The sequence below is a fragment of the Micromonospora arida genome (assembly GCF_003857035.1).
Taxonomy (GTDB): Bacteria; Actinomycetota; Actinomycetes; order Mycobacteriales; family Micromonosporaceae; genus Micromonospora; species Micromonospora arida.
This window is the reverse complement of the sequence record NZ_QGSY01000274.1, coordinates 42,016-62,894: the sequence shown is the minus strand read 5'-3', so window position 1 is coordinate 62,894 and position 20,879 is coordinate 42,016. Positions and strand designations below refer to the sequence as shown.

The window sequence follows — 20,879 nt, the reverse complement described above, 5'->3', positions numbered from 1 at the left end:
CCGCCCGCGAGCACGTGGCCGGGGTCTGGGGCGTGCCGGCCGACGAACTGCCCGGCCCGGGAGTGCCCGCCTACCAACTGCTCGACTCGCTCGGCACCCCGGGTGGCCCGCGCGCGTTGCTGGTGTTCGGGTCGAACCCGGTGGTCTCGGCACCCCGGGCGGCCCGGATCGAGGGCCGGCTGCGCGACCTCGACCTGCTGGTCGTCGCGGACCTCCTGCTCTCCGAGACGGCCGCGCTGGCGGACGTGGTGCTGCCTACCGCGCAGTGGGCCGAGGAGGACGGCACCATGACCAACCTGGAAGGTCGGGTGCTGCGTCGGCGCGCGCTACGGCCGCCCCCGCCGGGCGTCCGGACCGACCTCGCCATCATCTCCGACCTGGCGGCGCGGCTGGCCACCGCCGAGGCGCCCGCCGCCCGAGCGGCCGGTACCGCACCAGCGGACACCGGACCAGCGGACACCGGACCGGCCGGCGCAGACCCCGCCCACGCGCGGCCGGAAGCCGTCGCGGCGGCCCGGTTCCCGGCCGACCCGGCCGCCGTCTTCGCCGAGCTGCGCCGCGCCTCCGCCGGTGGGGCCGCCGACTACGCCGGCATCAGCTGGGACCGTATCGACGCCGACGATGGCGTCTACTGGCCCTGCCCGACCGAGGACGGGCCGGACACCCCACGACTCTTCGCCGAGGAGTTCGCCACCCCGGACGGCCGGGCCCGCTTCCACCCCGTCGACCATCGACCGGCCGCCGAGGAGGTCTGCGCCACGTACCCGCTGCACTTCACCACCGGTCGGGTGCTGGCGCAGTACCAGTCGGGCACCCAGACCCGACGGGTGGCCGCGCTACGGCGTGCCGCCCCGGAGGCGTTCGTCGAACTGCACCCCGACCTGGCCACCCGGCTGGGCATCGACGACGGCGACCCGGTGCGGGTCACCTCGCGTCGAGGTGAGTTCCGCGCGCCGGCCCGGCTCAGCGCCGGGATCCGACCCGACACCGTCTTCGCCCCGTTCCACTACGCGGGGGCGGAACGCGCCAACTCGGTGACCAACGACGCGGTGGACCCGATCTCCGGGATGCCCGAGTTCAAGATCTGCGCGGTCCGGGTGGAGAAGGCATGACCGCCCGGGTGGTCATCATCGGCAACGGGATGGCGGGCGCGCGCCTCGCCGGTGAGCTGCACGCCCGGGAGGGAGACCGGAAGGTCACAGTGCTCGGGGCCGAGCCGCACCGCGCGTACAACAGGATCCTGCTCTCCACCCTGCTGGCCGGCCGGATCGACGAACCGGACGTGGAGCTGACCGAAGCCGCCGGGCACGGCGTCGACCTGCGCAGCGGCGTACGGGTGACCGCCGTCGACCGGTCCGCCCGGGAGGTCCGCACCGGCGACGGCGAACGCATCGGGTACGACCACCTGGTGCTCGCCACCGGCGCCCGTGCGGTGGTGCCGCCACTGCCCGGCCTCGACCCGGCGAACCTGCCGGAGCGGGTGGTCCCCTTCCGGACCCTGGACGACTGCCGGCGGATCCTCGCCGCGACGGACGGCGCCCGCAGCGCGCTGGTGCTCGGCGGCGGGTTGCTCGGTCTGGAGGCCGCCCGAGGGCTGGCCACCCGAGGGCTGGCCACTACCGTCGTGCACCCGAGAGAGCACCTGATGGAACGGCAACTGGACCCGACCGCCGGCGCGGTGCTCGCGGGCACGCTCGCCGGTTTCGGCGTCACCGTCCAACTGGGGGTGTCGGCGACCGGCGTGGCCGCAGACGCCAGCGGTGTCCGCCTCGACCTGGCCGACGGCCGGTCGCTCCGCGCCGACCTGCTGGTGCTCTCCTGTGGCGTACGCCCGGACACCGCCCTCGCGCAGGCCGCCGGCCTGACCGTGCGGCGCGGCGTGGTGGTGGACGACCGGCTGCGCACCAGCGACCGGTCCATCTCGGCGATCGGCGACTGCGCCGAGCACGACGGCGTGCTCACCGGGTTGGTCGCGCCCGCCTGGGCCCAGGCGCAGGTGCTCGCGGACGTGCTGACCGGGACGGACCCACTGGCGCGGTACCGGCCCCGGCCGGTGGTGACCCGGCTGAAGGCCGCCGGGATCGACCTGGCCTCGATGGGTGACGCGTCCAGTGGCGGGCCGGACGAAGAGTTGACCTTCGCCGACCCGACCCGGGGCACCTACGCCCGGTTGCGGATCCGGGACGAGCGGCTGATCGGCGCGATCCTGCTCGGCGACAACCCGGCGGTCGGCACGGTGATCCAACTCTTCGACCGGGGTCAGCCGGTGCCGAGTGACCGACGGGCGCTGCTGCTCGGCCGGGCACTCGGTGCGGTCGGCGCGACCCCGGCCGCCTCACCGGCGCTGATGCCGGACGCGGCCACGGTCTGTCAGTGCAACACGGTGAGCAAGGGCGCACTGGTCAGAAGCTGGCGCTCCGGCGCCCGGACGGTCGATGCGGTGGTGGCCGCGACCCGGGCCGGCACCGGATGCGGCGGATGCCGGGACGCGGTGAGCGGCATCGTCGACTGGCTGAGCCAGGCGGAATCGGTGGAGGTGACGCGATGAGCGGCGGCGAACTGGTCGTCATCGGCAACGGCATGGTCGGGCAGCGTTTCGTGGACGCGCTGCGCGCCCGTGACCCACAGGGCACCTGGCGGGTGACAGTGCTGGCCGAGGAGGGGCGCCCGGCGTACGACCGGGTGCGGCTCTCGGCGTACTTCGACGGGGTCAGTGAGAGCGAACTCAACCTGCACACCCCGCACGACGGGGTGCGGCTGCGACTCGGCGAGCCGGCCACCGCAGTCGACCGGAACCGGCAGGTCGTGACCACAGCAGTCGGCGAATACCGCTACGACGCGCTGGTACTCGCCACCGGGTCGTACGCGTTCGTGCCGCCGGTGGCCGGCACGGAGCTGCCCGGGGTCTTCGTTTACCGGACCCTGGACGACCTGGCGGCGATCCGGGCGTACGCGCGGGGCCGGCGGGTCGGCGCGGTGATCGGTGGCGGGCTGCTCGGGCTGGAGGCCGCCAATGCCCTGCGACTGCTCGGCCTGAGCACCGACGTGGTCGAGTTCGCGCCCCGGCTGATGCCGGTGCAGGTGGACCAGGCCGGCGGCGCGATGCTCCGCCGCTACGTCGACGAGTTGGGCGTACGGACCCATCTCGGGGTGGCGACCACAGCGATCCGTCCTGGCCCGGACGGCGGCGTCGCGGCCCTGGAACTCTCCGACGGCACTGCCCTCGACGCCGAGCTGGTGGTGGTGGCCGCCGGCATCCGGCCCCGGGACCAGTTGGCCCGGGACGCCGGTCTGCCGCTGGGCCCGCGCGGCGGGGTGCTCGTCGACGCGACCTGTCGTACCGCCGACGAGCGGATCTGGGCCGTCGGAGAGTGCGCGGCGGTCGACGGCACCTGCCACGGCCTGGTCGCGCCGGGGTACGCGACGGCCGAGGTGGTGGCCGATCGGCTGGTCGGCGGCGCGGCGACCTTCCCGGGCGCGGACACCGCCACCAAACTCAAGCTGCTCGGCGTCGACGTGGCCTCGTTCGGCGACGCCCACGGCACGACCGAGGGTTGCCTGGACGTCACGTTCACCGACCCGGCCACCCGGGTCTACGCGAAGCTGGTTCTCTCCGACGACGCGCACACCCTGCTCGGCGGGGTGCTGGTCGGTGACGCCAGCGCGTACCCGACGTTGCGGGCCAGTGTGGGCGGCCCGCTGCCGGCCGCGCCGTTGGCGCTGCTCGCCCCCGACGGCGGCGGCGCGGACGCCGGGGCGCTGCCTGCCGCCGCGCAGGTCTGCTCCTGCAACGCGGTGACCCGGGGCGACGTGGACGCCGCCATCGCCGACGGTTGCGCGGACGTGCCGGCGTTGAAGTCGTGCACCCGGGCCGGCACCAGCTGCGGCTCCTGCGTGCCGATGCTGAAGCAGCTCCTGGACGCGGCCGGGGTGGCACAGTCCAGCGCGCTCTGCGAGCACTTCGACGTCAGCCGGCGGGAGCTGTTCGAGATCGTCCGCGTCCGCGGCATCCGCACCTTCTCCCGGCTGGTCACCGAACACGGTCGGGGCCGCGGCTGCGACATCTGCAAGCCGGTGGTGGCGTCCATCCTCGCCTCGCTGGGCAGCGGGCACGTGCTCGACGGCGAACAGGCGTCGTTGCAGGACACCAACGACCACTTCCTGGCCAACCTGCAACGCGACGGCAGCTACTCGGTGGTGCCCCGGATCCCGGGCGGCGAGATCACCCCGGAGAAGCTGATCGTGATCGGCGAGGTCGCCCGGGACTTCCAGCTCTACACGAAGATCACCGGTGGGCAGCGGATCGACCTGTTCGGGGCGCGGGTGGAGCAGTTGCCGCAGATCTGGCGGCGGCTGGTCGACGCCGGCTTCGAGTCCGGGCACGCGTACGGCAAGGCGCTGCGCACTGTGAAGTCGTGCGTGGGCGAGACCTGGTGCCGGTACGGGGTGCAGGACTCGGTGGGGCTGGCCGTCGCGCTGGAGCTGCGCTATCGCGGGCTGCGCGCTCCACACAAGCTCAAGTCTGCGGTCTCCGGTTGCGCCCGGGAGTGCGCCGAGGCGCGCAGCAAGGACTTCGGCATCATCGCCACCGAGACCGGCTGGAACCTCTACGTCGGCGGCAACGGTGGTTTCCGGCCGAGGCACGCCGACCTGTTCGCCACCGACCTGTCCACGGACGCGCTGATCAGGCTGATCGACAGGTTCCTCATCTACTACATCCGTACCGCCGACCGGCTGCAACGCACCGCCGGCTGGATCGAGGCCATGGACGGCGGCCTGGACCACCTGCGCTCGGTGATCGTGGACGACTCGCTCGGACTCTGCGAAGACCTCGACGCGGCGATGGCCCGGCACGTGTCGTCGTACTCCGACGAGTGGCGCGACGTCCTGGACGACCCGGATCGGCTGCGCCGCTACACCTCCTTCGTCAACGCCCCCGACGTACCGGACCCGTCCATCACCTTCACCCGGGAACGCGGCCAGCCGGTCCCCGTACGCGACCAGTCCCCGACCGGATCCGAGCCGACCAACGGTCACCGTCGGCAACCGGTCACCCTCGGCCTACCGGAGGTACGGCGATGACCCAGACCCTCACGCTGACCTGGACCACCGTCTGCCTGCTCGACCGGTTGGAACCGGATCGGGGTGTCGCCGCCCTGGTCGACGGAGTGCAGATCGCCCTCTTCCGGACCGCCGACGAGCTGTTCGCGATCGACAACCGCGATCCGGTGTCCGGGGCGTACGTGCTGTCCCGGGGCATCGTCGGCAGCCGTGGCGGAGCGCCGACGGTCGCTTCCCCGCTGCACAAGCAGGTGTACGACCTGCGCAGCGGGCACTGCCTCGACCTGCCCGGGGTGGCCGTGGCCCGACACGACGCACGTTGCCGCGACGGGCTGGTCGAGGTGCGGCTGCGACAGGAGGGTTGATGCGGGAAGAACTGGCGGGCTTCACCATCGGGGTGACCGCCGACCGGCGGCGCGACGAGTTGGCCGCGTTGCTCGAACGACGGGGCGCCCGGGTGGTGCTCGCGCCGGCGCTGCGGATCGTGCCGCTGTCCGACGACACCGAGCTGCGCGAGGCGACCCGCGCCTGCCTCGACCAGCCGCCGGACATCCTGATGGCCAACACCGGCATCGGCATGCGCGGCTGGTTGGAGGCGGCCGAGGGCTGGGGGCTGGCCGAGCCGCTGCGCTCCGTGCTGGCCAGCTCGTACGTGGTGGCGCGCGGGCCGAAGGCACGCGGCGCGATCCGGGCTGCCGGACTGCACGACCAGTGGTCGCCCGCCTCGGAAAGCTGCGACGAGGTGGTCGACCACCTGCGCCGGCGCGGCGTGGCCGGGCAGGTCATCGCCATGCAGTTGCACGGCGAGCGGCAGCCCGAGTGCACGCTCGCGTTGGAGGCGGCGGGGGCCACGGTCATCGAGGTGCCGGTCTACCGCTGGGCGCCGCCGACCGATCCGGCGCCACTGCACCGGCTGATCGACCTGATCGCCGGTCGGCTGGTGGACGCCGTGACGTTCACCTCTGCGCCGGCGGCCGAGGCGTTGCTGCGGACCGCCGGTGACCGCACCGACGCGGTGCTGTCCGCGTTGCGCAGCGACGTGCTGGCCAGTTGTGTCGGCGCGGTGACCGCCGAGCCGCTGCTGCGGCGCGGGGTGCCCGTGAGCGCGCCCGGTCGGGCCCGGTTGGGCGCACTGGTGCGGACCATCGTCGACGAGCTTCCCCGCCGGACCGTGACCTTCAAGGCCGGCGGGCACCTGCTCACGTTGCGCGGGCACGCCGCGGTGATCGACGGCGAACTGCGGCCACTCGCGCCCGCGCCGATGGCGGTGCTGCGGGCGCTGGCCCAGTCCCCGGGTCGGGTGTTGTCCCGCACGGCGTTGCTGCGGACGCTGCCCCGGGGCGCGGACGAGCACGCCGTGGAGATGGCCGTCGCCCGGCTAAGGGCCGGCTTGCGCGCGCCCCGCGTGGTGCAGACCGTGGTGAAGCGCGGCTACCGGCTCCGGGTCGACTAGGGCGTGTGGTCGAAGTCCTCGGTCGAGCCGAGGGCCTCGACACACGCCCTGAACGCGTCACGGCCGGCCGTCGCCAGCCGGCCGTGACACGGCGTTTCAGCCGACCGGCGTCGGGAAGCCCCGCCCGTGCTCGGACTGGAGCCGGAGCATGGCGTGCTCGACCACCGTCACCAGCACCTGCTTGACCGAGTCCCGCTGCCGGGCGTCGGTCATCACCAGCGGCACCTGCGGCGAGATGGCCAGCGCCTCGCGGACCTCCTCGGCCTCGTACTGCGGTGCGCCGTCGAACTTGTTCAGCGCCACCACGTACGGCAGGTTGCGGTTCTCGAAGTAGTCCAGTGGGGCGAAGGCATCGGTGATCCGGCGGGTGTCCACCAGCACGGCGGCACCCACCGCCCCCCGGATGATCTCGTCCCACATGAACCAGAACCGAGTCTGACCCGGTGTACCGAAGAGGTACAGGATCAGGTCCTGGGCCATGGTGATCCGGCCGAAGTCCATGGCGACCGTGGTGGTCTCCTTGCCCGGCACCTTGGACGGGTCGTCGATGCCGACACCCGCCGCGGTCATCAACGCCTCGGTGGTCAGCGGTGTGATCTCGGAGATCGCCCCGACCAGTGTCGTCTTACCGACGCCGAAGCCGCCCGCGACGACGATCTTCGCGGAGACGATTCCCCGGCCCGGCCGCCCCCCTGCGGGGTCATAGCCTGCGAAGTCCACTTAGCACCCTTCCAAGCAGTTCCATCCGCTCCTCGAACCCCTCGGCGGGAGCAGCAGTGTGTAACGTCAGCAGGCTCTCGGCCACCATGTCGGCGACCAACACCCGTGCGACGCCCAGCGGCATCCGGGTATACGCGGCGATCTCCGCCAGCGACTGTGCTCGGCCCTCACAGACCGTGGCGATGCGGTGCTTGTCGTGCCCGGCGAAGCGGGACTCGGCGACCTGGGTGGGAGACGCGGTCAGGACGGCCTCGAGGGCGATGTCCTGCCGGGGCTCGGTACGACCACGGGTGACCGCGTACGGACGCACCAGCGCGCCACGCGGGTCAGCGCGTCGTTGGTCCATTCCCGATCACCTCCTCGTCCCCTGCGGAGCCGGACTGTGCCGCCTCTCGTCCCTGGTCCGGCGCTCGGTTTGAGCGCCGTTTTCCGGTGCTAAGAGCGCACCGCGTCGCGCGGCAGCGGCACCAGCGCGGCACCCACCCGCTCGACCAGCAGTGCCATCTCGTAGCCCACCTGGCCCACGTCGCAGCTGCGCGCGGCCAGCACGGCCATCGAGGAGCCGTCGCTGATCGACATCAGGAAGAGATACCCGCTGTCCATCTCGATGACTGTCTGCAACACCCCGCCCGCGCTGAACATGCGGGCCGCGCCCTCGGTCAGGCTCACCACCCCGGAGGTGATCGCGGCGAGCTGGTCCGCCCGGTCCCCCGGCAGATCCCGGGAGGACGCGAGCAGCAGCCCGTCGGCGGACACCGCCACCACGTGGGCGATGCCCGCCACGCTGTCGGCGAAGTTGGTGAGCAGCCAACCCATGTCCTGCATGGCAGCTGGCCTGTTCATCGGCTCTCCTTGGTCGAGGTGCTGTTCAGGTCCGTTCCGGCCGTCCGACCGCGCTGCACACCGCGGTGGTAGGCCGACAGCAGACCACGTACTTCATCCGGGGTCCGCCGGCTGCGGTCCCGGCCGCTCTTCGGCTCGATGCCACCCGGCACGAGCTGTTGCTGCGGCACCCGCTTGGGCAACCCGGAGCGGGTGGTGCCGGCGGGAGCCGGCTCGGCAGCCCGGCTGGCCCGGGACCAGCCCTCGTCCGCCGCCGTACGCCATGCCCCCGGGTCGGGGGCCGGCGCGGCCGGAGCCGTCCGGGCGGCCGGTGGCGGGGCGTACGTCGGCGGTGTCGACGGCCGTGCCCCGAACCCGTCCATGGTGGCGCCGAGGCCGTCGGCGCCCGGGGTGGCCGTCCCGTCGGTGCCGGAGCCGCCCGGGGTACGGGTCGGCAGTTTCGGTCGGGCCGGCGACGCGGCCGGCACCGACCCGGCGCTCGGCTGGCCGCCGTTGCCGGTGCGCAGGCCGCCGTCGGCCGCAGCGGTGGTGATGGGCGCGGGCGGCTCGTCGAAGTTGGGCCGGGTGAAGATCGCGGTGGCGTCGTCGCCGTGCGACCGGAACCAGACCGCCTCCATCTCCCGGAAGATCGGAGCCTCGGCGGGGAAGTCGGGCCGGGTGCTGACCGGTGCGGGGGGCACCGACGGAGCGGCTGGCGGTGCCACCGCGCCCGGCCCGGCGACCGGCCCGACCGGGAGGCCCTGGGCGCCACGCCCGTCAGCGTTGTCCGCTGCGTCCGGGGTGGAGCCACGCCGAGGCAGCGGGTCGACGGCCGGGTAGGCCACGGTCGGGCTGCCCAGCGAAGCGCCCGCACCGTTGCTGTAGGCCGGCCGGGCCGGCGGAAGCGGGGCGGCGGGCGCCGGGGCGGCGGGCGCTGGTGGCATGGCCGAGCGCGGACCGGTGTAGCCACCCGCCTGTACGGCCGGGGTGGTGTCCCGCGAGTCCAGCGGCGACTGCCACTGGGCGGGTGCCGGTGCGCTGGTGCGCCACTGGTCGGGCAGCGTCGCCGCCGTCGTGGCGGCACCGGCGAACTGCTCGGCGTGGCCGCCGGCCGGAGTGAGTGGCGCCTGCTCCACGGCCATCGGTTGACGTGGCCGGGTGAGCACCTGCTCGCGGCCCCGGTTGGTGGGCAGCACCACGGTGGCGGCGGGCAACGTCACCTGGGCGACGGTGCCGCCCTCGACGTTGCGGCGCAACTCCACCCGGATGCCGTAGCGGGAGGCGAGCCGACTCACCACGGCCAGACCCATCAGTCGGAACGCGGCGACGTCCACGCTCGGCGGGGCTGCCAGACGCCGGTTGAGAGAGTCGAGCTGGTCGTCGGTGAGGCCGAGCCCGCGGTCCTCGATCTGGATCAGCACGTAGTCGCGGATCCGGCGACCGTCGGCGACCACGGTGGTGTTCGGCGGCGAGAACCGGGTGGCGTTGTCGAGCAGCTCGGCCACGAGGCGTACCACATCGTTGACAGCGTGCGCGGCCACCGAGATATCGGTGTCCACGGTGCCGAACTCGATGCGGTTGTAGAGCTCCACCTCGGACTGGGCGGCGCGCAGCACATCCACCACCAGCGCGTTGTCGTGACGCGGTGCGGCGGAGTCGGCGCCGGCCAGGACGAGCAGGTTCTCGTCGTTACGGCGCATTCGGGTGGCCAGGTGGTCCAGTTCGAAGAGCTGCGCGAGCCGCTTCGGGTCCTCCTCGCCGCGCTCGATCGCGTCCAGCTCGCCGATCATCCGGTCGACCAGGGTCTGACTACGGCGGGCCAGGTTGAGGAACATCGCCGAGACGCTCGTACGCAGTGCCGCCTGCTCGGCGGCGACCCGCACCGCCTCCCGGTGTACGACGTTGAAGGCCAGCGCCACCTGACCGACCTCGTCGCGGGTGTTGAGCTGGATGGGGTCCCGGACCTGGCGAACGATCTCGTCCACCCCGCCGTCACCCACGCTGCCCATGTTCTGCAGCCGCTGCACGGCGTCGGGCAGGTCGTGGTTGGCCACGGAGAGGGCGCCCTCACGCAGTCGGCGCAACGAGTGGTTGAGCGAGCGGGCCAGCACCACGGCCAGCGACACGGCGATGATCAGGGTCAACAGCACCAGGATCGACTCGACCACGGCCTGCCGGATGACGTCCGACCGGGCCTGGTCGGCCTGCTGGAACAGTCGGTCCTGCAGTTGAATCTCGGCCCAGCGCATCAGGTCGTTCACGGCGCCGATCGCCGCGGTGGCGTCCTGTGCGGTGACCAGCGAGCGCTGCCCGACCGAGCGGGTGATGTCGGTGGCCACCCGGTCGGCCAGGCCGACCGCGTCGCCGGAGACGGTGCTGTCGACCAGGGCGCGCTGCACCGGGTCGGCGGCCAGCGAGAAGGCGACCAGGGCCTCCTGCTGACCGGTCAACGTTGCCACGAAGGAGGAGAACTGCTCCGAGTCGAGCTGGCCGGCCGTCAGCGCGGTGAAGGCGACGGCCTCTTCCTCCGCGACGGAAGCCTTGGCGCGGGCGAAGGCGGCGACCGCGCGGCGGCTGTCCGCCAGGCTCTCGTCACCGGGCAGCTGGGCCAGGCCGTCACCGTACGAGACCAGGTCGGTGAGGATGACTCCGTAGCGGAGCACCGCCTCGGCGACCGCCATCTGCCGGCGGTCCAGCACCTCCTGACGGGTGCCGTCCAGGGTGGCCAGGTGGTCGTCGATGGCGGCCAGCCGGGTCCGCAGGGCGGTCGGCACGTCGCCGATCCGGCCCCGCTCGGCGCGGTACTCGTCCACCCGCTGCTGCGTCTGGCGGACCCGCAGGTTGTACGCGTCGGCCGGCTGCTGCGGAGCGGCGAGGTAGGCGGCCGCGGCCATCCGTTCGGCCTGGAGGTCCTGGGTGAGGGCGCTGACGTCGACGGAGAGGGCCGTCAGTGACCGGGCCCGCGTGGCGTCGATCGCGCCCTCGCCGACGGAGATCAGGCGGACCGTGGCCAGCGCGATCACCGCCGCCACCGGGACGACCAGAATCAACGCCAACTTGGACCGGATCCGGGCGTCACGCAGCCTCGGCATCCGTCGGCGCGCAGGCCGACCGCTGTCGCCGAGCGCGGGCAGGGTCGTCGGTCCGGTGCTCACGACATCGCCTCCGTCGTTTCTTCCCCGCCTGAGCCGCCGAGCCATGCCGTAAGCGGAGGGGACCACGCGCGGCACGGCCGCGATTTCATCAGAGATGATCGTGTTTGGGAAGCCGCAGTGAGGTAGGAAACGGTCGGACGGAGCGCATCCCGTGATCCGGGCAACTGATACCTTCATTTCCGCAAGCCCCTGAACAGGGCATGTAACTCCAGAGTGGTCACGCGTGCATGCAAAGTGAGCTTTTGCAAACATTGCGTTACCCCAGCATGTGGGATGGCCGTCCCGAAAGTGCTGCCGGGGTCCGCGCTTGACCACAGCGCCGGCCATTGGCAAGGTTTTGCAGGCTTCGCGCACACCGTACGGCAGAGGAGATCCCGTCCTCCACTGAGGACGGATTAGCGGCGGTGACCGGGCAGCGCCCGCGCCCGCACCTGGAGGACTGAGTTGAGCCCCATCCGCTCCGCGACCATCGCGGCGCTCGCATCGGCCGTAGTGGCCACCACGCTCACCGGCTGCCAGTTTGGCGAGGCGGAACAGGACACGAGTCCGATCGTGATCGCTGCCGATCTCGAACTCTCCGGCGCCGCGGCCACGGTTGGCCGGACATACCAGCGAGCCCTCGAACTCAAGGTCGATCAGTTGAACGCCTCCGGAGCACTGAACGGCCGGAAGATCGACCTGAAGGTGAAGGACAACCGTTCCGACTCGGCCGAGTCACTTCGCAACATCGTCGACTTCAGCAGCGATTCGAAGGTCAGCGCCATCATCATGGGCGGCTGCAACGAATGCGCCGTCGGAGCGGTCGGGACCATCAACGAGAAGCGGATTCCCACCATTGCGCTAGCCGCTTCCGGCGCGATCGCCGCGCCGGCCGCTGAACGGCGCTACGTGTTCAAGCTGGGCCCCAACGCCCCGGACAGCGCCGCAGCACTGACCACCGAACTGCGCCGCAACAACGTCCGTAAGGTGGGGATGCTGGTCACCGACGACGACTACGGCCAGGAAGGCGCGACCGCGCTCAAGAGCGAGCTGGACAAGGCCAAAATCACGCTCCGACAGCAGCGGATCAAGACCACCGACACCGACGTCAGCCAGCAGGTCCAGCAGCTCGCGTCGGGCAAGCCCGACGCGATGGTCTTCTGGACCCCGCCGGAGCAGGCGACACTCGCCGCCACCAGCGTCCAGCAGACCACCTTCCGTGGGTCGATCTACTTCGACGCGGGAGCGGCCGGGGACCTCTTCCTCGGCGCGGCGGCCAAGGCGACCGAGAAGGCCACGCTGATCTTCACGCAGACCATGGTGATCGATGACGTGATCGCGACCACGCCGGCCAAGGCGGCGCGGCGGCAGTGGTTCCAGGACTACACGGCCCGCTTCGGTGGCTACAACGGGTCCTCGTCGTTCGCCGCGGACGCCGTCCAGCTGATCGCCGACGCCGAACTGCGCGCCGGTGGTGAGATCGGGAAGGTGGACCGCAACGGCATCCGGGACGTGCTGGAGACGTCCCAGATGGACGGCCTCTCCGGCCCGATCCGCATGACGCCGGACAACCACAGCGGCCTGATGCCGCAGGCGCTCACCACGCTGGTCGCCCGCAATGGCCGCTGGCGGTTGGCGGGGTAACGCTTCTGGGCCTCGTGTAGCTCGCCGGTCCGGCGGGTTCGTCGGGGTGCCGGGTGGGGTGTGGCCGACCGTGCCCGGCTCCGGGCGGTCAGGCTTGATCCCTCCGCCGGGCACGGTCGGCCACACCCTTTGCGCCGGCAGCGTCGATGAAAAGGGCCGGCCTCCATGTGGAGGCCGGCCCTTCACGTTTCTTGTGGTTGATCTCTTTTGTGGGGTTAGCGGCTGCTGGTGGTTTCTCGGACCCAGGGGAGGGCGAACCGCTCGATCAGCAGGAGCGCCGAGTAGAGCAGGATGCTCACCAGCGCCACCAGCATGATCGCCGCCCAGGCGGTGGCGGCGTCGCCGATGCCGGCGTACTGCGTGATGACGTAGCCGAGGCCGCTCTCGCCGGCCTGGAACTCACCGATCACCGCACCGATCGCGGCCAGTGGCATGGCCACCTTGAGCCCGACGAAGATCTGCGGCAGCGCGGCCGGGAAGCGCACCTTGCGGAACGCCTGCCAGCGGGAGGCGTTCCAGGAACGCACCAGCTCGGCCAGGTCGGCCGGCGTGGTGGTCAACCCGGTCGCGGTGGACAGCACGATCGGGAAGAAGCAGAGCAGGAACACCATGGTCAGGATCGGCTTCTGGCCCCAGCCGAGCGCCACCACCAGCAGCGGACCCAGCGTGATCTTCGGCACCGCGTTCACCGCGACCAGCAGCGGCGTGAACATCCGCTCCACGGTGCGGGAACTGGCCAGCGAGAGCCCGATCAGCACACCGGCGGCCACCGAGAGGGCGAAGCCGGTCAGGATCTCCAGCGTGGTGTCCCAGGTGTGCTCCAGCATCTGGGCGGGCTTGTCGACGAACGCGCTGAACACGTCGCCGGGCGGCGGCAGGGCGAAAGGGTGGACCAGTTCCAGCCGGGCGATCAGCCACCACGCCGCCAGCGCGACCAGGATCCCGACCGCGGGCAGCACGGCGTCGGCCCCGGCCCGAAGACCGGCACCTCGACCCGCGCGCCCCGCTTCGGGGCTGGCACTCGGGGGCGGGGGTTCCGCCACCGCCGGGTCCGCTGACCGGACGTCGGTCATCTCTGTCCTCCTCGAAATCCCACGGCCCGCCGGGGGCCGACGAGCGACGGGGGTACGCCCCACCGGGATCGGCGGGACGTACCCCCTGATGACGACCGGACGATCAGGCCTTCGGCGCGAGGCTGAAGTCGATGATCTGCTCGGGGGTGATGTTCTGCTTCAGCGCGCCGGCGCCCTGCAGGATGGCGATGCTCTTGGCGACCCGACCGCTGTCCAGGGTGCCGATCGCGGTGCCGGTGTTGCCGGAACGGACGTACGCGGCCATCAGCTCCAGCTCGGCGGCGGCGGAGACCGGGTTGGTGGCGTCGACGTTCTTCTTCAGGATGTCGGCGGCCTCCTTCGAGTTCGCCAGGCTGTACTCCAGGCCCTTGAGCAGCGCCGCGGTGAACTTCTTCACCATCTCGGGCTTCTCCTTGGCGATCTTGGAGGAGGTGATCAGCACGTTGCCGTAGAGGTCCTGCATCACGTTGCTGTACGGCAGCATGACGGCCTTCTTCTTGGCCACCGCCTCGATGGTCGGCTGACCGACGACGAACTGACCGATGCCGTCCACCGAGCCGGAGGCCAGCGTGCCGATCAGGTTCTGCGCCTCACCGTTGACCCAGGTCACCTTGGTCGCGTCCACCCCGGCGAGCCGGGCGTACGTCGGGAAGAGGTTGCGGACCACGGACCCGGGGGTGTCGGCGAGCTTCTTGCCCTCCAGGTCCTTCGGGGAGCTGATGTTCTTGCCCTCGACCGTGGCGACACCCGCCATGGTGCGCTGCTGGATCGCGGCCACCGCGGTGAAGTCCTTGGCCTGGCCGTTGCCGAGCTGGAGCAGGCCGCCGGTGAGGTCGATCGGGCCGAAGTCGGCCTGACCACCGACGACGGTCTGGATCACGCCACCGGTGCCCTGACCAGCCTTGATCTCGACGTCGAAGCCGGCTTCCTTGAAGAAGCCCTTGTCCTTCGCCACCCAGGCGTAGGAGTCACGGCCGAAGTTACCGAACGAGGTGAGGTAGGTCACCTTCTCCAGCGTCTTGCCGTCGCCGCCCTTGGCATCGTCGGCCGAATCCGACCCGCTGCTGCAGGCGGAGACAAGGGCGAGGGCGGTGGCCAGCGCGGCCGTAGCGACCGTACGGGTCAGCCTTCTCATCAGTGCACCATGTCCTTTCCGACCGGGGCCGACAGGCCACCGGAGGGGGTTGTCGTGACGGGCCGGCGGGAGGGGTGGAAGCCGGACGCCGCCGTCGTGGGGGGACTCTTCGCGGGCACAGCGTACGAGAAACCCACAGTTGCGACGCCAGGCGTATCGGGTTGCGGAACGGATACAACCTGACGACCACCCCAGCCGGTGCCATACCTCAACGGAGCGGTTAGCCTTTGTCGGATTCCTGACCGTCCACTCAGCGGAGGTGCGCCGGAGATGATCCGACTGTCCGGGGTGTCCCGCACTTTCGAGGGCCGATCCGGCCGGGTGGAGGCGCTGCGCGGCATCAACCTCGACGTGGCCGAGGGCGAGTTCGTCGCCGTGCTCGGCCGCTCCGGCTGCGGCAAGTCCACACTGCTGCGGCTGATCGCCGGGCTGCTCCCGCTGAGCGCCGGCGAGATCACCGTCGCCGGTACGCCGATCACCCGCCCCCGCCAGGACATCGCCATGCTGTTCCAGAAGCCGGCGCTGCTGCCCTGGCGCACCGTGCTGGACAACGTCCTGCTGCCCGTGGAGATCTTCGGCTGGAGCCGCGCCAAGCACCGGGAGCGGGCCCAGCAACTGCTCGACGTCGCCGGGTTGGCCGGCTTCGAGAAGCGGCTGCCCCACGAGCTCTCCGGCGGCATGCAGCAGCGGGTGTCGCTGTGCCGGTCGCTGATCGGTGAGCCCCGGGTGATGCTGATGGACGAGCCGTTCTCCGCGCTGGACGCGCTCACCCGCGAGGAACTTTCCGGCGAACTCCAGCGGGTGCACATGGAGAACAAGCCGACCATCGTCTTCGTCACCCACTCGATCGACGAGGCGGTGCTGCTCGCCGACCGGGTGGTCGTGCTGAGCCCCCGCCCCGGCCGGATCCGCAAGGTCGTCGACGTGGCCATCCCCCGGCCCCGCACCCTGGGCCGCAACGCACACCTGGCCGACGTCGCCCAGGTCAGTGCCGACCTGCACGAACTGCTGATGGAACGCGAACAGCCGGCCACCGCCGGCGCGGAAGGACACTGACCATGCGGGTGTCGGTCTTCACCGAGCCGAACCGTGGCGCCAGCTACGACACCCAGCTCCGGTTCGCCCGGCTGGTCGAGGCCTGCGGCTACGAGGGCTTCCTCCGCGCCGACCACTACCAGTCGATGGGCGCCGACCCGGGCCTGCCCGGCCCCACGGACGCCTGGCTGACCCTCGCCGCGCTGGCCCGGGAAACCGAGCGGATCCGACTCGGCACCCTGGTGACGTCGGCCACGTTCCGCCTGCCCGGCCCCCTCGCGGTGATGGTCGCGCAGGTCGACCAGATGAGCGGCGGCCGGGTCGACCTGGGCATCGGCGCCGGCTGGTACGAGCGCGAGCACACCTCGTACGGAATCCCGTTCCCGTCGGTCGGCGAGCGCTTCGACCGGCTGGCCGAGCAGCTTGAGGTGATCACCGGATTGTGGGGAACCCCGCCCGGCGAGACCTACAGCTTCACCGGCGACCACTACCGCCTGGTGGACGCTCCCGCCCTGCCCAAGCCGGTGCAGGTACCCGGCCCGCCGATCATCGTGGGCGGGCGTGGCCCCAAGCGCACACCCGAACTGGCCGCCCGGTACGCCGACGAGTTCAACATGCCGTTCAAGTCCGTGGCCGCCACCGCCGAGGCGTACGACCGGGTGCGCGAGACGTGTGAGCGCACCGGGCGGACGGAGTCCGGGCGCGCCCCGTTGGTGCTGTCCGCCGGGGTCGTCGTCGCCATCGGCCGGACCGACGCGGAGGCCCAGCGTCGGGCCGCGCCCCTGCACGAGAAGAGCGCTCTGCCACCGGAGGACCCGGTGGTCGGCTCCCCCGCGCAGCTCGTGCAGCGGCTCGGTGAGTTCGCCGCGATCGGCACCACCCGGGTCCACCTGCGCCTGATCGACTTCGATGATCTCGACCACCTCGAGCTGATCGCCGCCGAGGTGCTGCCCCAACTGGACGGAGCACGATGACCGACGTGATCGACGGAACCGAACTCGGACCGGTGGGTCAGGAGATCGTGTACGAGAACGACCGGGTCCGGGTCTGGCACATCCGCCTTGAGCCCGGCGAGCGGCAACCGCTGCACCGGCACGACCACCCCTACCTGGTGGTGGCGATCGAGGGCGCCAAGAACGTCGTACAGACGATCGACGGCACGCGGATCGACGCCGACGAGCCCACCGGCGGAGTGGTCTATCGGGACCCGGGCGCGGTGCACATGCTGACCAATGTCGGAGATACGACTTACCTGGCCCGGCTGGTCGAACTCAAGTAGACCCGCCGATGGCCACCGGCGTGCCGCGCGGCGCGCCGTTGGCGATCGGGTGTACCAGGTGCGTAACGTGCCGGACATGGCCTTTCGGACCTGGGGCAGACTGCTGCTCACGGCGCTCGGGGTGAGCGTGCTGGCCGGAGCCGGCCAGCTCGGCGTCGCGTACGGTTTCGGCATCGTCCGCCTGACCGGCGCATTCACCGGTACGACCGTCAACCAGTGGCCGGCCCAGCTCGTCTGGGTGGGCTGGTTCGCCGCGAACGCAGCCGTCGCCGGCGCGGTCCTGACCGGACGCCTCGCTCGCCGCGACGCTCCGGCGGCCAGCACCGGCCGGCAGTTGGCCGTCGCCGGTGCGGCGGCGCTCGGCGCCACCGTCATCGCCCCGCTCTGCATGCAGCCCGCCCGTGCCGCGGAGCTGATCTCCGTCGACCCGGTCTGGGCGGTGGGCATCTGCGCCATGGTCGGTGCGGTGATCGGGGCGGGCGCGGCGATCGCCGTCCTGTTCCGGCCCGAGCTGGGATGGAACATGGCGGCTGTGGCCGGCGCGGTCTGGCTGCTGGCGCTGATCTCCGTCCTACCGTCGCTCGGCACGGCCGGCCCACTGCCGACCGTCCGGCTCGGCGTACTGGAGCCGAGCTGGCTCGACGACGCCGCCGCACAGCGGCTGGCGCTGCTCCTGCTGCCCATCGTGGCGCTCCTGGCCGGCGCGGCGACCGCCGGGCTGGCTCGCTGGCGGGGCCAGGCCCCACTGGTCAGCGGGGCCACCGGGGTGGCCGGTCCGGTGCTGGTGGCGTTCGCCTACCTGACCGCCGGTCCGGGCGACGCGGTGGACCGCTACCAGACCGCCCCCTACTACGGCTCTTTGATCGCGATCCTCGCCGGAGCGCTGGGCGCGGCCGCCGCCGCGCTGCTGCGCTGGCCGACGGGCACCCGTACCGCCGATCCGCAGGCGATCGAGCCCACCGCCATCCTGCGCCCGCTGCCCGCCGGCCCGGCGCTGCCCGGCGCGGCGAAGGACCGGGACAGCGCGGCGAACGACCGGGACAGCGCCGAGCGCAGCGACACGGAGACGACCAACGCCGAGCTGGCCACCGGCACGAAGCCTGCCGGTGTCGTTGCGGGTCCGAGGGCGACGGGCGACCCCGATGCCGTACGCACCGTCCCGGCCCACTGGGACTGGCCGGAGGCCACAGCGAGCGGACAGCACGGTCCGGCTCCCGCCACTGCGGCTCCCACCCCGACTCAGCCCGCAGCCTGGCTGACCGCGCCGACCGGTGAGTTCACCGCCGAAGGGCAGACGCCCCAGCGCCACGATGATGTCCTGGCCACGACGGAGCCCTCGGCCGGCACCGACGTCAGCAACGTCACCGCGACCGGCACCACGTCCGGACGCGCTGACGCCGCGACCCCGACGAGCGGCCGAGCGGTCGACGAGGCGACCGGCAGCACCGCGACGGACACGAGCGGCAGCACGGCGACCAGCGGCAGGCCGACCGGTGGGCGCACCACCCGCAGGTCCGCCGCCACCCCGAGCGGCACGGGTGCACCCGGTTCCGGCACGACCAGCGCGGCCCCGACCAGCGCAGCCCCGACCAGCACAGCCCCGACCAGCGCAGCCCCGACCAGCGCGGTCCCGACCAGCGCGGCCCGGACCGGTACGACCCCGACCAGTACGGGCAGCGGTATCGAGGCGACCAGCACAGCCCCGACTGGCACGGACGCTCCCGGTCCCGCCGCCACGGCCTCGACGGGCACGGGGTCAGGCACGAGCACGGAGGCGAGCAGCGCGGGCACGACCGCCCACGGCGCGCCCGAGGCGCCGCTGACGATCAAGCCGCGACGCGGCCGTAAGTCGAAGGCCAACCCGGACACCACCGCCTCCGACGTGGCTGACGACAGGTCCCCCGCCGGTTCGGCAACCACCAGCGAGACGACCACCAACGAAACGACCACTCGCGAGACGACCACCGACGCAACGGCCACCCGCGAGACGACCACCGGCCGCGCCACGAAGGGCACCCGGCCGGGCAGGTCCGCCGACAGCACCGCCTCCGACGCGGCCACCGACACTCCGGCGCCCAGCCGGGGAGGCCTGGGCGAGCGGTCGAGTTCGACCTCCGAGGTCGCCTCGGCTGCTGCCTCCGACACGGCAGCGGCCACCGCTACCGGCGCGACGCGAGCATCTGCCACCCCCGCCACCGGCTCGAAGCGAGCACCGGCCGCCTCGACGACCGCCGAAACCGGCGTGACACAGGTGTCCGCCAACCCGGAGTCCTCGACCACGCCAACCGACGCCACACAGACCCCGGCCACCGGGACCGGGGCGACACCAGCACCGGCCACCGCAACCGGCGCGACGCGAGCCGCGGCGGCGCCGACCACCGCGGCCGGCCAGGTTGGCGCGGAAGCCATCCCGCGCATCCCAAAGGCCGGCACGGGCAGCAAGGCAGCGCCGGCCGACGCGACCAGCGATTCCGCAATAGCCGGGCCTCGTGGCACCGACAGCGCGCAGCCCGCCGCCGAGGACGTTCCCACTGCCGGGTTGTTCGGGGCCCCCGACGCCAGTGACCAGGACACGGACCGGTGGACACCCGCGCCGTCGGCCTGGCCGGTCACCTCGACGTGGACGGTGCCACCGCAGGCCTCCGAGCCGGAGGCAACCGCATCGGACGGGTCGAGCAGGCCCGACGAGCCGACCGGGCCGACCCCCAGGCCCCGGCATCGGGCACCGTTGCCGGACCTGAGCCGGGCCGGCACCTGGAACGCGTTCGACACCTCTCGGCGCCGCGGATCGGCGGGATCGCAGGACAATCCGGCGGCACGGACAACGCCGGCCGAAGCCGGCGAGACGACCGGCCCGGCCGAACACCCGGGCCGGCCGGAGTTCCCAGGCACGGTGGGCGCGCCCTCCGGTGCCGCCGCCGACAGCACCACCACCGACGGCGCCACCGGGGGCACCGGCGACGTGGCGGCTACCGACGCCACGTCGGCAACTCCGACGCACCCGAAGGTGGCAGAGCAGCCCTCCCGGCGAGGGCGGCTCGGCGGGCTGTTCCGCCGCAACCGGTCCCGCGCCGACGAGGAGAGCCCGAAGACGTCGGATGAAGCGGAGCCGCTGGCGTCCCAGGACGAGGAATTCGTCGACTGGGTCGCCGGTCTGAGCAAGCCGGTGTCGGACAACGAGCCTGAGCAGGAGAACGGCCGCCGGTCGTTGCGCTCCACCGGTCGACACCACCGCGACTGACCCACCGCGACTGACCCACCTCGACTGACCCGCACCACGCAGCGCACAGACGCACCGACCGATCGTTTGATCGACTCGGGTTCACTGATATCGGGCTATCCCACGCGGCCCGACACCCCGACATCAATGAACCCGAGTCGATCACCCCGCGACATCCCCATGCACCGGGGCCACGCACGACACCCCACGCAGGCCGACCCCCGCGACACCCCCACGCACCGGCCACGCAGGCCCGACCCCGCGAGGCCATACGCACCGGGCCACGCGCGCCGCCCCGCACCA

The 20,879-nt window shown here is 72.3% G+C and carries 17 protein-coding genes; 10 read left to right on the top strand and 7 right to left on the bottom strand.

Going from position 1 to position 20,879, the window contains the following annotated elements:
- The 5 genes from DLJ58_RS27415 to DLJ58_RS27395 all read left to right on the top strand — a co-directional run.
- On the top strand, window positions 1-1,112 hold a 1,112-nt coding region (locus tag DLJ58_RS27415; protein WP_148098014.1), incomplete at its 5' end, for a molybdopterin oxidoreductase family protein.
- A complete protein-coding gene (locus DLJ58_RS27410) occupies window positions 1,109-2,548 on the top strand; it encodes an FAD-dependent oxidoreductase (RefSeq protein ID WP_124860560.1) in 1,440 nt (479 codons plus the stop codon). The genes DLJ58_RS27415 and DLJ58_RS27410, both read left to right, overlap by 4 nt.
- Window positions 2,545-5,082 carry a nitrite reductase large subunit NirB gene (nirB, locus tag DLJ58_RS27405; protein WP_124860558.1) on the top strand — a complete coding sequence of 846 codons (2,538 nt, stop codon included), beginning with the start codon at window positions 2,545-2,547 and terminating at the stop codon, window positions 5,080-5,082. The genes DLJ58_RS27410 and nirB overlap by 4 nt, the downstream gene beginning before the upstream one ends.
- On the top strand, window positions 5,079-5,426 hold the full coding sequence (nirD, locus tag DLJ58_RS27400) for a nitrite reductase small subunit NirD (protein ID WP_124860556.1): 348 nt from the start codon (window positions 5,079-5,081) through the stop codon (window positions 5,424-5,426). The genes nirB and nirD overlap by 4 nt, the downstream gene beginning before the upstream one ends.
- Window positions 5,426-6,514 carry a uroporphyrinogen-III synthase gene (locus DLJ58_RS27395; RefSeq protein ID WP_124860554.1) on the top strand — a complete coding sequence of 363 codons (1,089 nt, stop codon included), beginning with the start codon at window positions 5,426-5,428 and terminating at the stop codon, window positions 6,512-6,514. Before nirD ends, DLJ58_RS27395 begins: the two co-directional genes overlap by 1 nt.
- A gap of 96 nt (window positions 6,515-6,610) precedes the next feature.
- On the opposite strand, the gene DLJ58_RS27390 is transcribed toward DLJ58_RS27395, so the two are convergent.
- From DLJ58_RS27390 to DLJ58_RS34710, 5 genes are all read right to left on the bottom strand, one after another.
- Window positions 6,611-7,234, bottom strand: a complete 624-nt coding sequence (locus tag DLJ58_RS27390; protein WP_030329978.1) for a GTP-binding protein — start codon at window positions 7,232-7,234, stop codon at window positions 6,611-6,613.
- Window positions 7,215-7,580 carry a DUF742 domain-containing protein gene (locus DLJ58_RS27385; protein WP_007465174.1) on the bottom strand — a complete coding sequence of 122 codons (366 nt, stop codon included), beginning with the start codon at window positions 7,578-7,580 and terminating at the stop codon, window positions 7,215-7,217. The genes DLJ58_RS27390 and DLJ58_RS27385 overlap by 20 nt, the downstream gene beginning before the upstream one ends.
- Before the next feature lie 89 nt (window positions 7,581-7,669).
- Window positions 7,670-8,077 (bottom strand): roadblock/LC7 domain-containing protein, encoded by a 408-nt coding sequence (locus DLJ58_RS27380; RefSeq protein ID WP_007465177.1) that lies wholly within the window; start codon window positions 8,075-8,077, stop codon window positions 7,670-7,672.
- Complete coding sequence (locus DLJ58_RS27375) at window positions 8,074-11,211, bottom strand: sensor histidine kinase (protein ID WP_124860552.1); 3,138 nt, start codon at window positions 11,209-11,211, stop codon at window positions 8,074-8,076. The genes DLJ58_RS27380 and DLJ58_RS27375 overlap by 4 nt, the downstream gene beginning before the upstream one ends.
- 395 nt (window positions 11,212-11,606) lie before the next feature.
- Window positions 11,607-11,753: a hypothetical protein gene (locus tag DLJ58_RS34710; protein WP_244166361.1), complete on the bottom strand. Its 147-nt coding sequence runs from the start codon at window positions 11,751-11,753 to the stop codon at window positions 11,607-11,609.
- Here DLJ58_RS34710 and DLJ58_RS27370 point away from each other — a divergent pair.
- On the top strand, window positions 11,704-12,834 hold the full coding sequence (locus DLJ58_RS27370; protein ID WP_244219146.1) for an ABC transporter substrate-binding protein: 1,131 nt from the start codon (window positions 11,704-11,706) through the stop codon (window positions 12,832-12,834). The two genes, DLJ58_RS34710 and DLJ58_RS27370, sit on opposite strands and share 50 nt — an antisense overlap.
- A gap of 215 nt (window positions 12,835-13,049) precedes the next feature.
- On the opposite strand, the gene DLJ58_RS27365 is transcribed toward DLJ58_RS27370, so the two are convergent.
- Window positions 13,050-13,907 carry an ABC transporter permease gene (locus DLJ58_RS27365; RefSeq protein WP_124860548.1) on the bottom strand — a complete coding sequence of 286 codons (858 nt, stop codon included), beginning with the start codon at window positions 13,905-13,907 and terminating at the stop codon, window positions 13,050-13,052.
- A gap of 103 nt (window positions 13,908-14,010) precedes the next feature.
- A complete protein-coding gene (locus tag DLJ58_RS27360; RefSeq protein WP_124860546.1) occupies window positions 14,011-15,042 on the bottom strand; it encodes an ABC transporter substrate-binding protein in 1,032 nt (343 codons plus the stop codon).
- 270 nt (window positions 15,043-15,312) lie between these two features.
- Here DLJ58_RS27360 and DLJ58_RS27355 point away from each other — a divergent pair, with 270 nt between their 5' ends.
- The 4 genes from DLJ58_RS27355 (at window position 15,313) to DLJ58_RS27340 (ending at window position 20,597) form a co-directional block, all read left to right on the top strand.
- Window positions 15,313-16,098, top strand: a complete 786-nt coding sequence (locus tag DLJ58_RS27355) for an ABC transporter ATP-binding protein (protein ID WP_124860544.1) — start codon at window positions 15,313-15,315, stop codon at window positions 16,096-16,098.
- A gap of 2 nt (window positions 16,099-16,100) precedes the next feature.
- Window positions 16,101-17,051 carry an LLM class F420-dependent oxidoreductase gene (locus DLJ58_RS27350; RefSeq protein WP_124860542.1) on the top strand — a complete coding sequence of 317 codons (951 nt, stop codon included), beginning with the start codon at window positions 16,101-16,103 and terminating at the stop codon, window positions 17,049-17,051.
- Window positions 17,048-17,356 (top strand): cupin domain-containing protein, encoded by a 309-nt coding sequence (locus DLJ58_RS27345; protein WP_007465195.1) that lies wholly within the window; start codon window positions 17,048-17,050, stop codon window positions 17,354-17,356. Before DLJ58_RS27350 ends, DLJ58_RS27345 begins: the two co-directional genes overlap by 4 nt.
- Window positions 17,357-17,432: 76 nt before the next feature.
- On the top strand, window positions 17,433-20,597 hold the full coding sequence (locus tag DLJ58_RS27340) for a hypothetical protein (protein ID WP_124860540.1): 3,165 nt from the start codon (window positions 17,433-17,435) through the stop codon (window positions 20,595-20,597).
- Window positions 20,598-20,879 lie beyond the last annotated feature (282 nt).

Coding starts and splice junctions, on each gene's coding strand:
- DLJ58_RS27365 (WP_124860548.1), bottom strand. CDS start 13,907: ATGACCGACGTCCGGTCAGCGGACCCGGCGGTGGCGGAACCCCCGCCC.
- DLJ58_RS27385 (WP_007465174.1), bottom strand. CDS start 7,580: ATGGACCAACGACGCGCTGACCCGCGTGGCGCGCTGGTGCGTCCGTAC.
- nirB (WP_124860558.1), top strand. CDS start 2,545: ATGAGCGGCGGCGAACTGGTCGTCATCGGCAACGGCATGGTCGGGCAG.
- DLJ58_RS27410 (WP_124860560.1), top strand. CDS start 1,109: ATGACCGCCCGGGTGGTCATCATCGGCAACGGGATGGCGGGCGCGCGC.
- DLJ58_RS27340 (WP_124860540.1), top strand. CDS start 17,433: ATGGCCTTTCGGACCTGGGGCAGACTGCTGCTCACGGCGCTCGGGGTG.
- DLJ58_RS27355 (WP_124860544.1), top strand. CDS start 15,313: ATGATCCGACTGTCCGGGGTGTCCCGCACTTTCGAGGGCCGATCCGGC.
- nirD (WP_124860556.1), top strand. CDS start 5,079: ATGACCCAGACCCTCACGCTGACCTGGACCACCGTCTGCCTGCTCGAC.
- DLJ58_RS27350 (WP_124860542.1), top strand. CDS start 16,101: ATGCGGGTGTCGGTCTTCACCGAGCCGAACCGTGGCGCCAGCTACGAC.
- DLJ58_RS27395 (WP_124860554.1), top strand. CDS start 5,426: ATGCGGGAAGAACTGGCGGGCTTCACCATCGGGGTGACCGCCGACCGG.
- DLJ58_RS27380 (WP_007465177.1), bottom strand. CDS start 8,077: ATGAACAGGCCAGCTGCCATGCAGGACATGGGTTGGCTGCTCACCAAC.
- DLJ58_RS27360 (WP_124860546.1), bottom strand. CDS start 15,042: ATGAGAAGGCTGACCCGTACGGTCGCTACGGCCGCGCTGGCCACCGCC.
- DLJ58_RS27345 (WP_007465195.1), top strand. CDS start 17,048: ATGACCGACGTGATCGACGGAACCGAACTCGGACCGGTGGGTCAGGAG.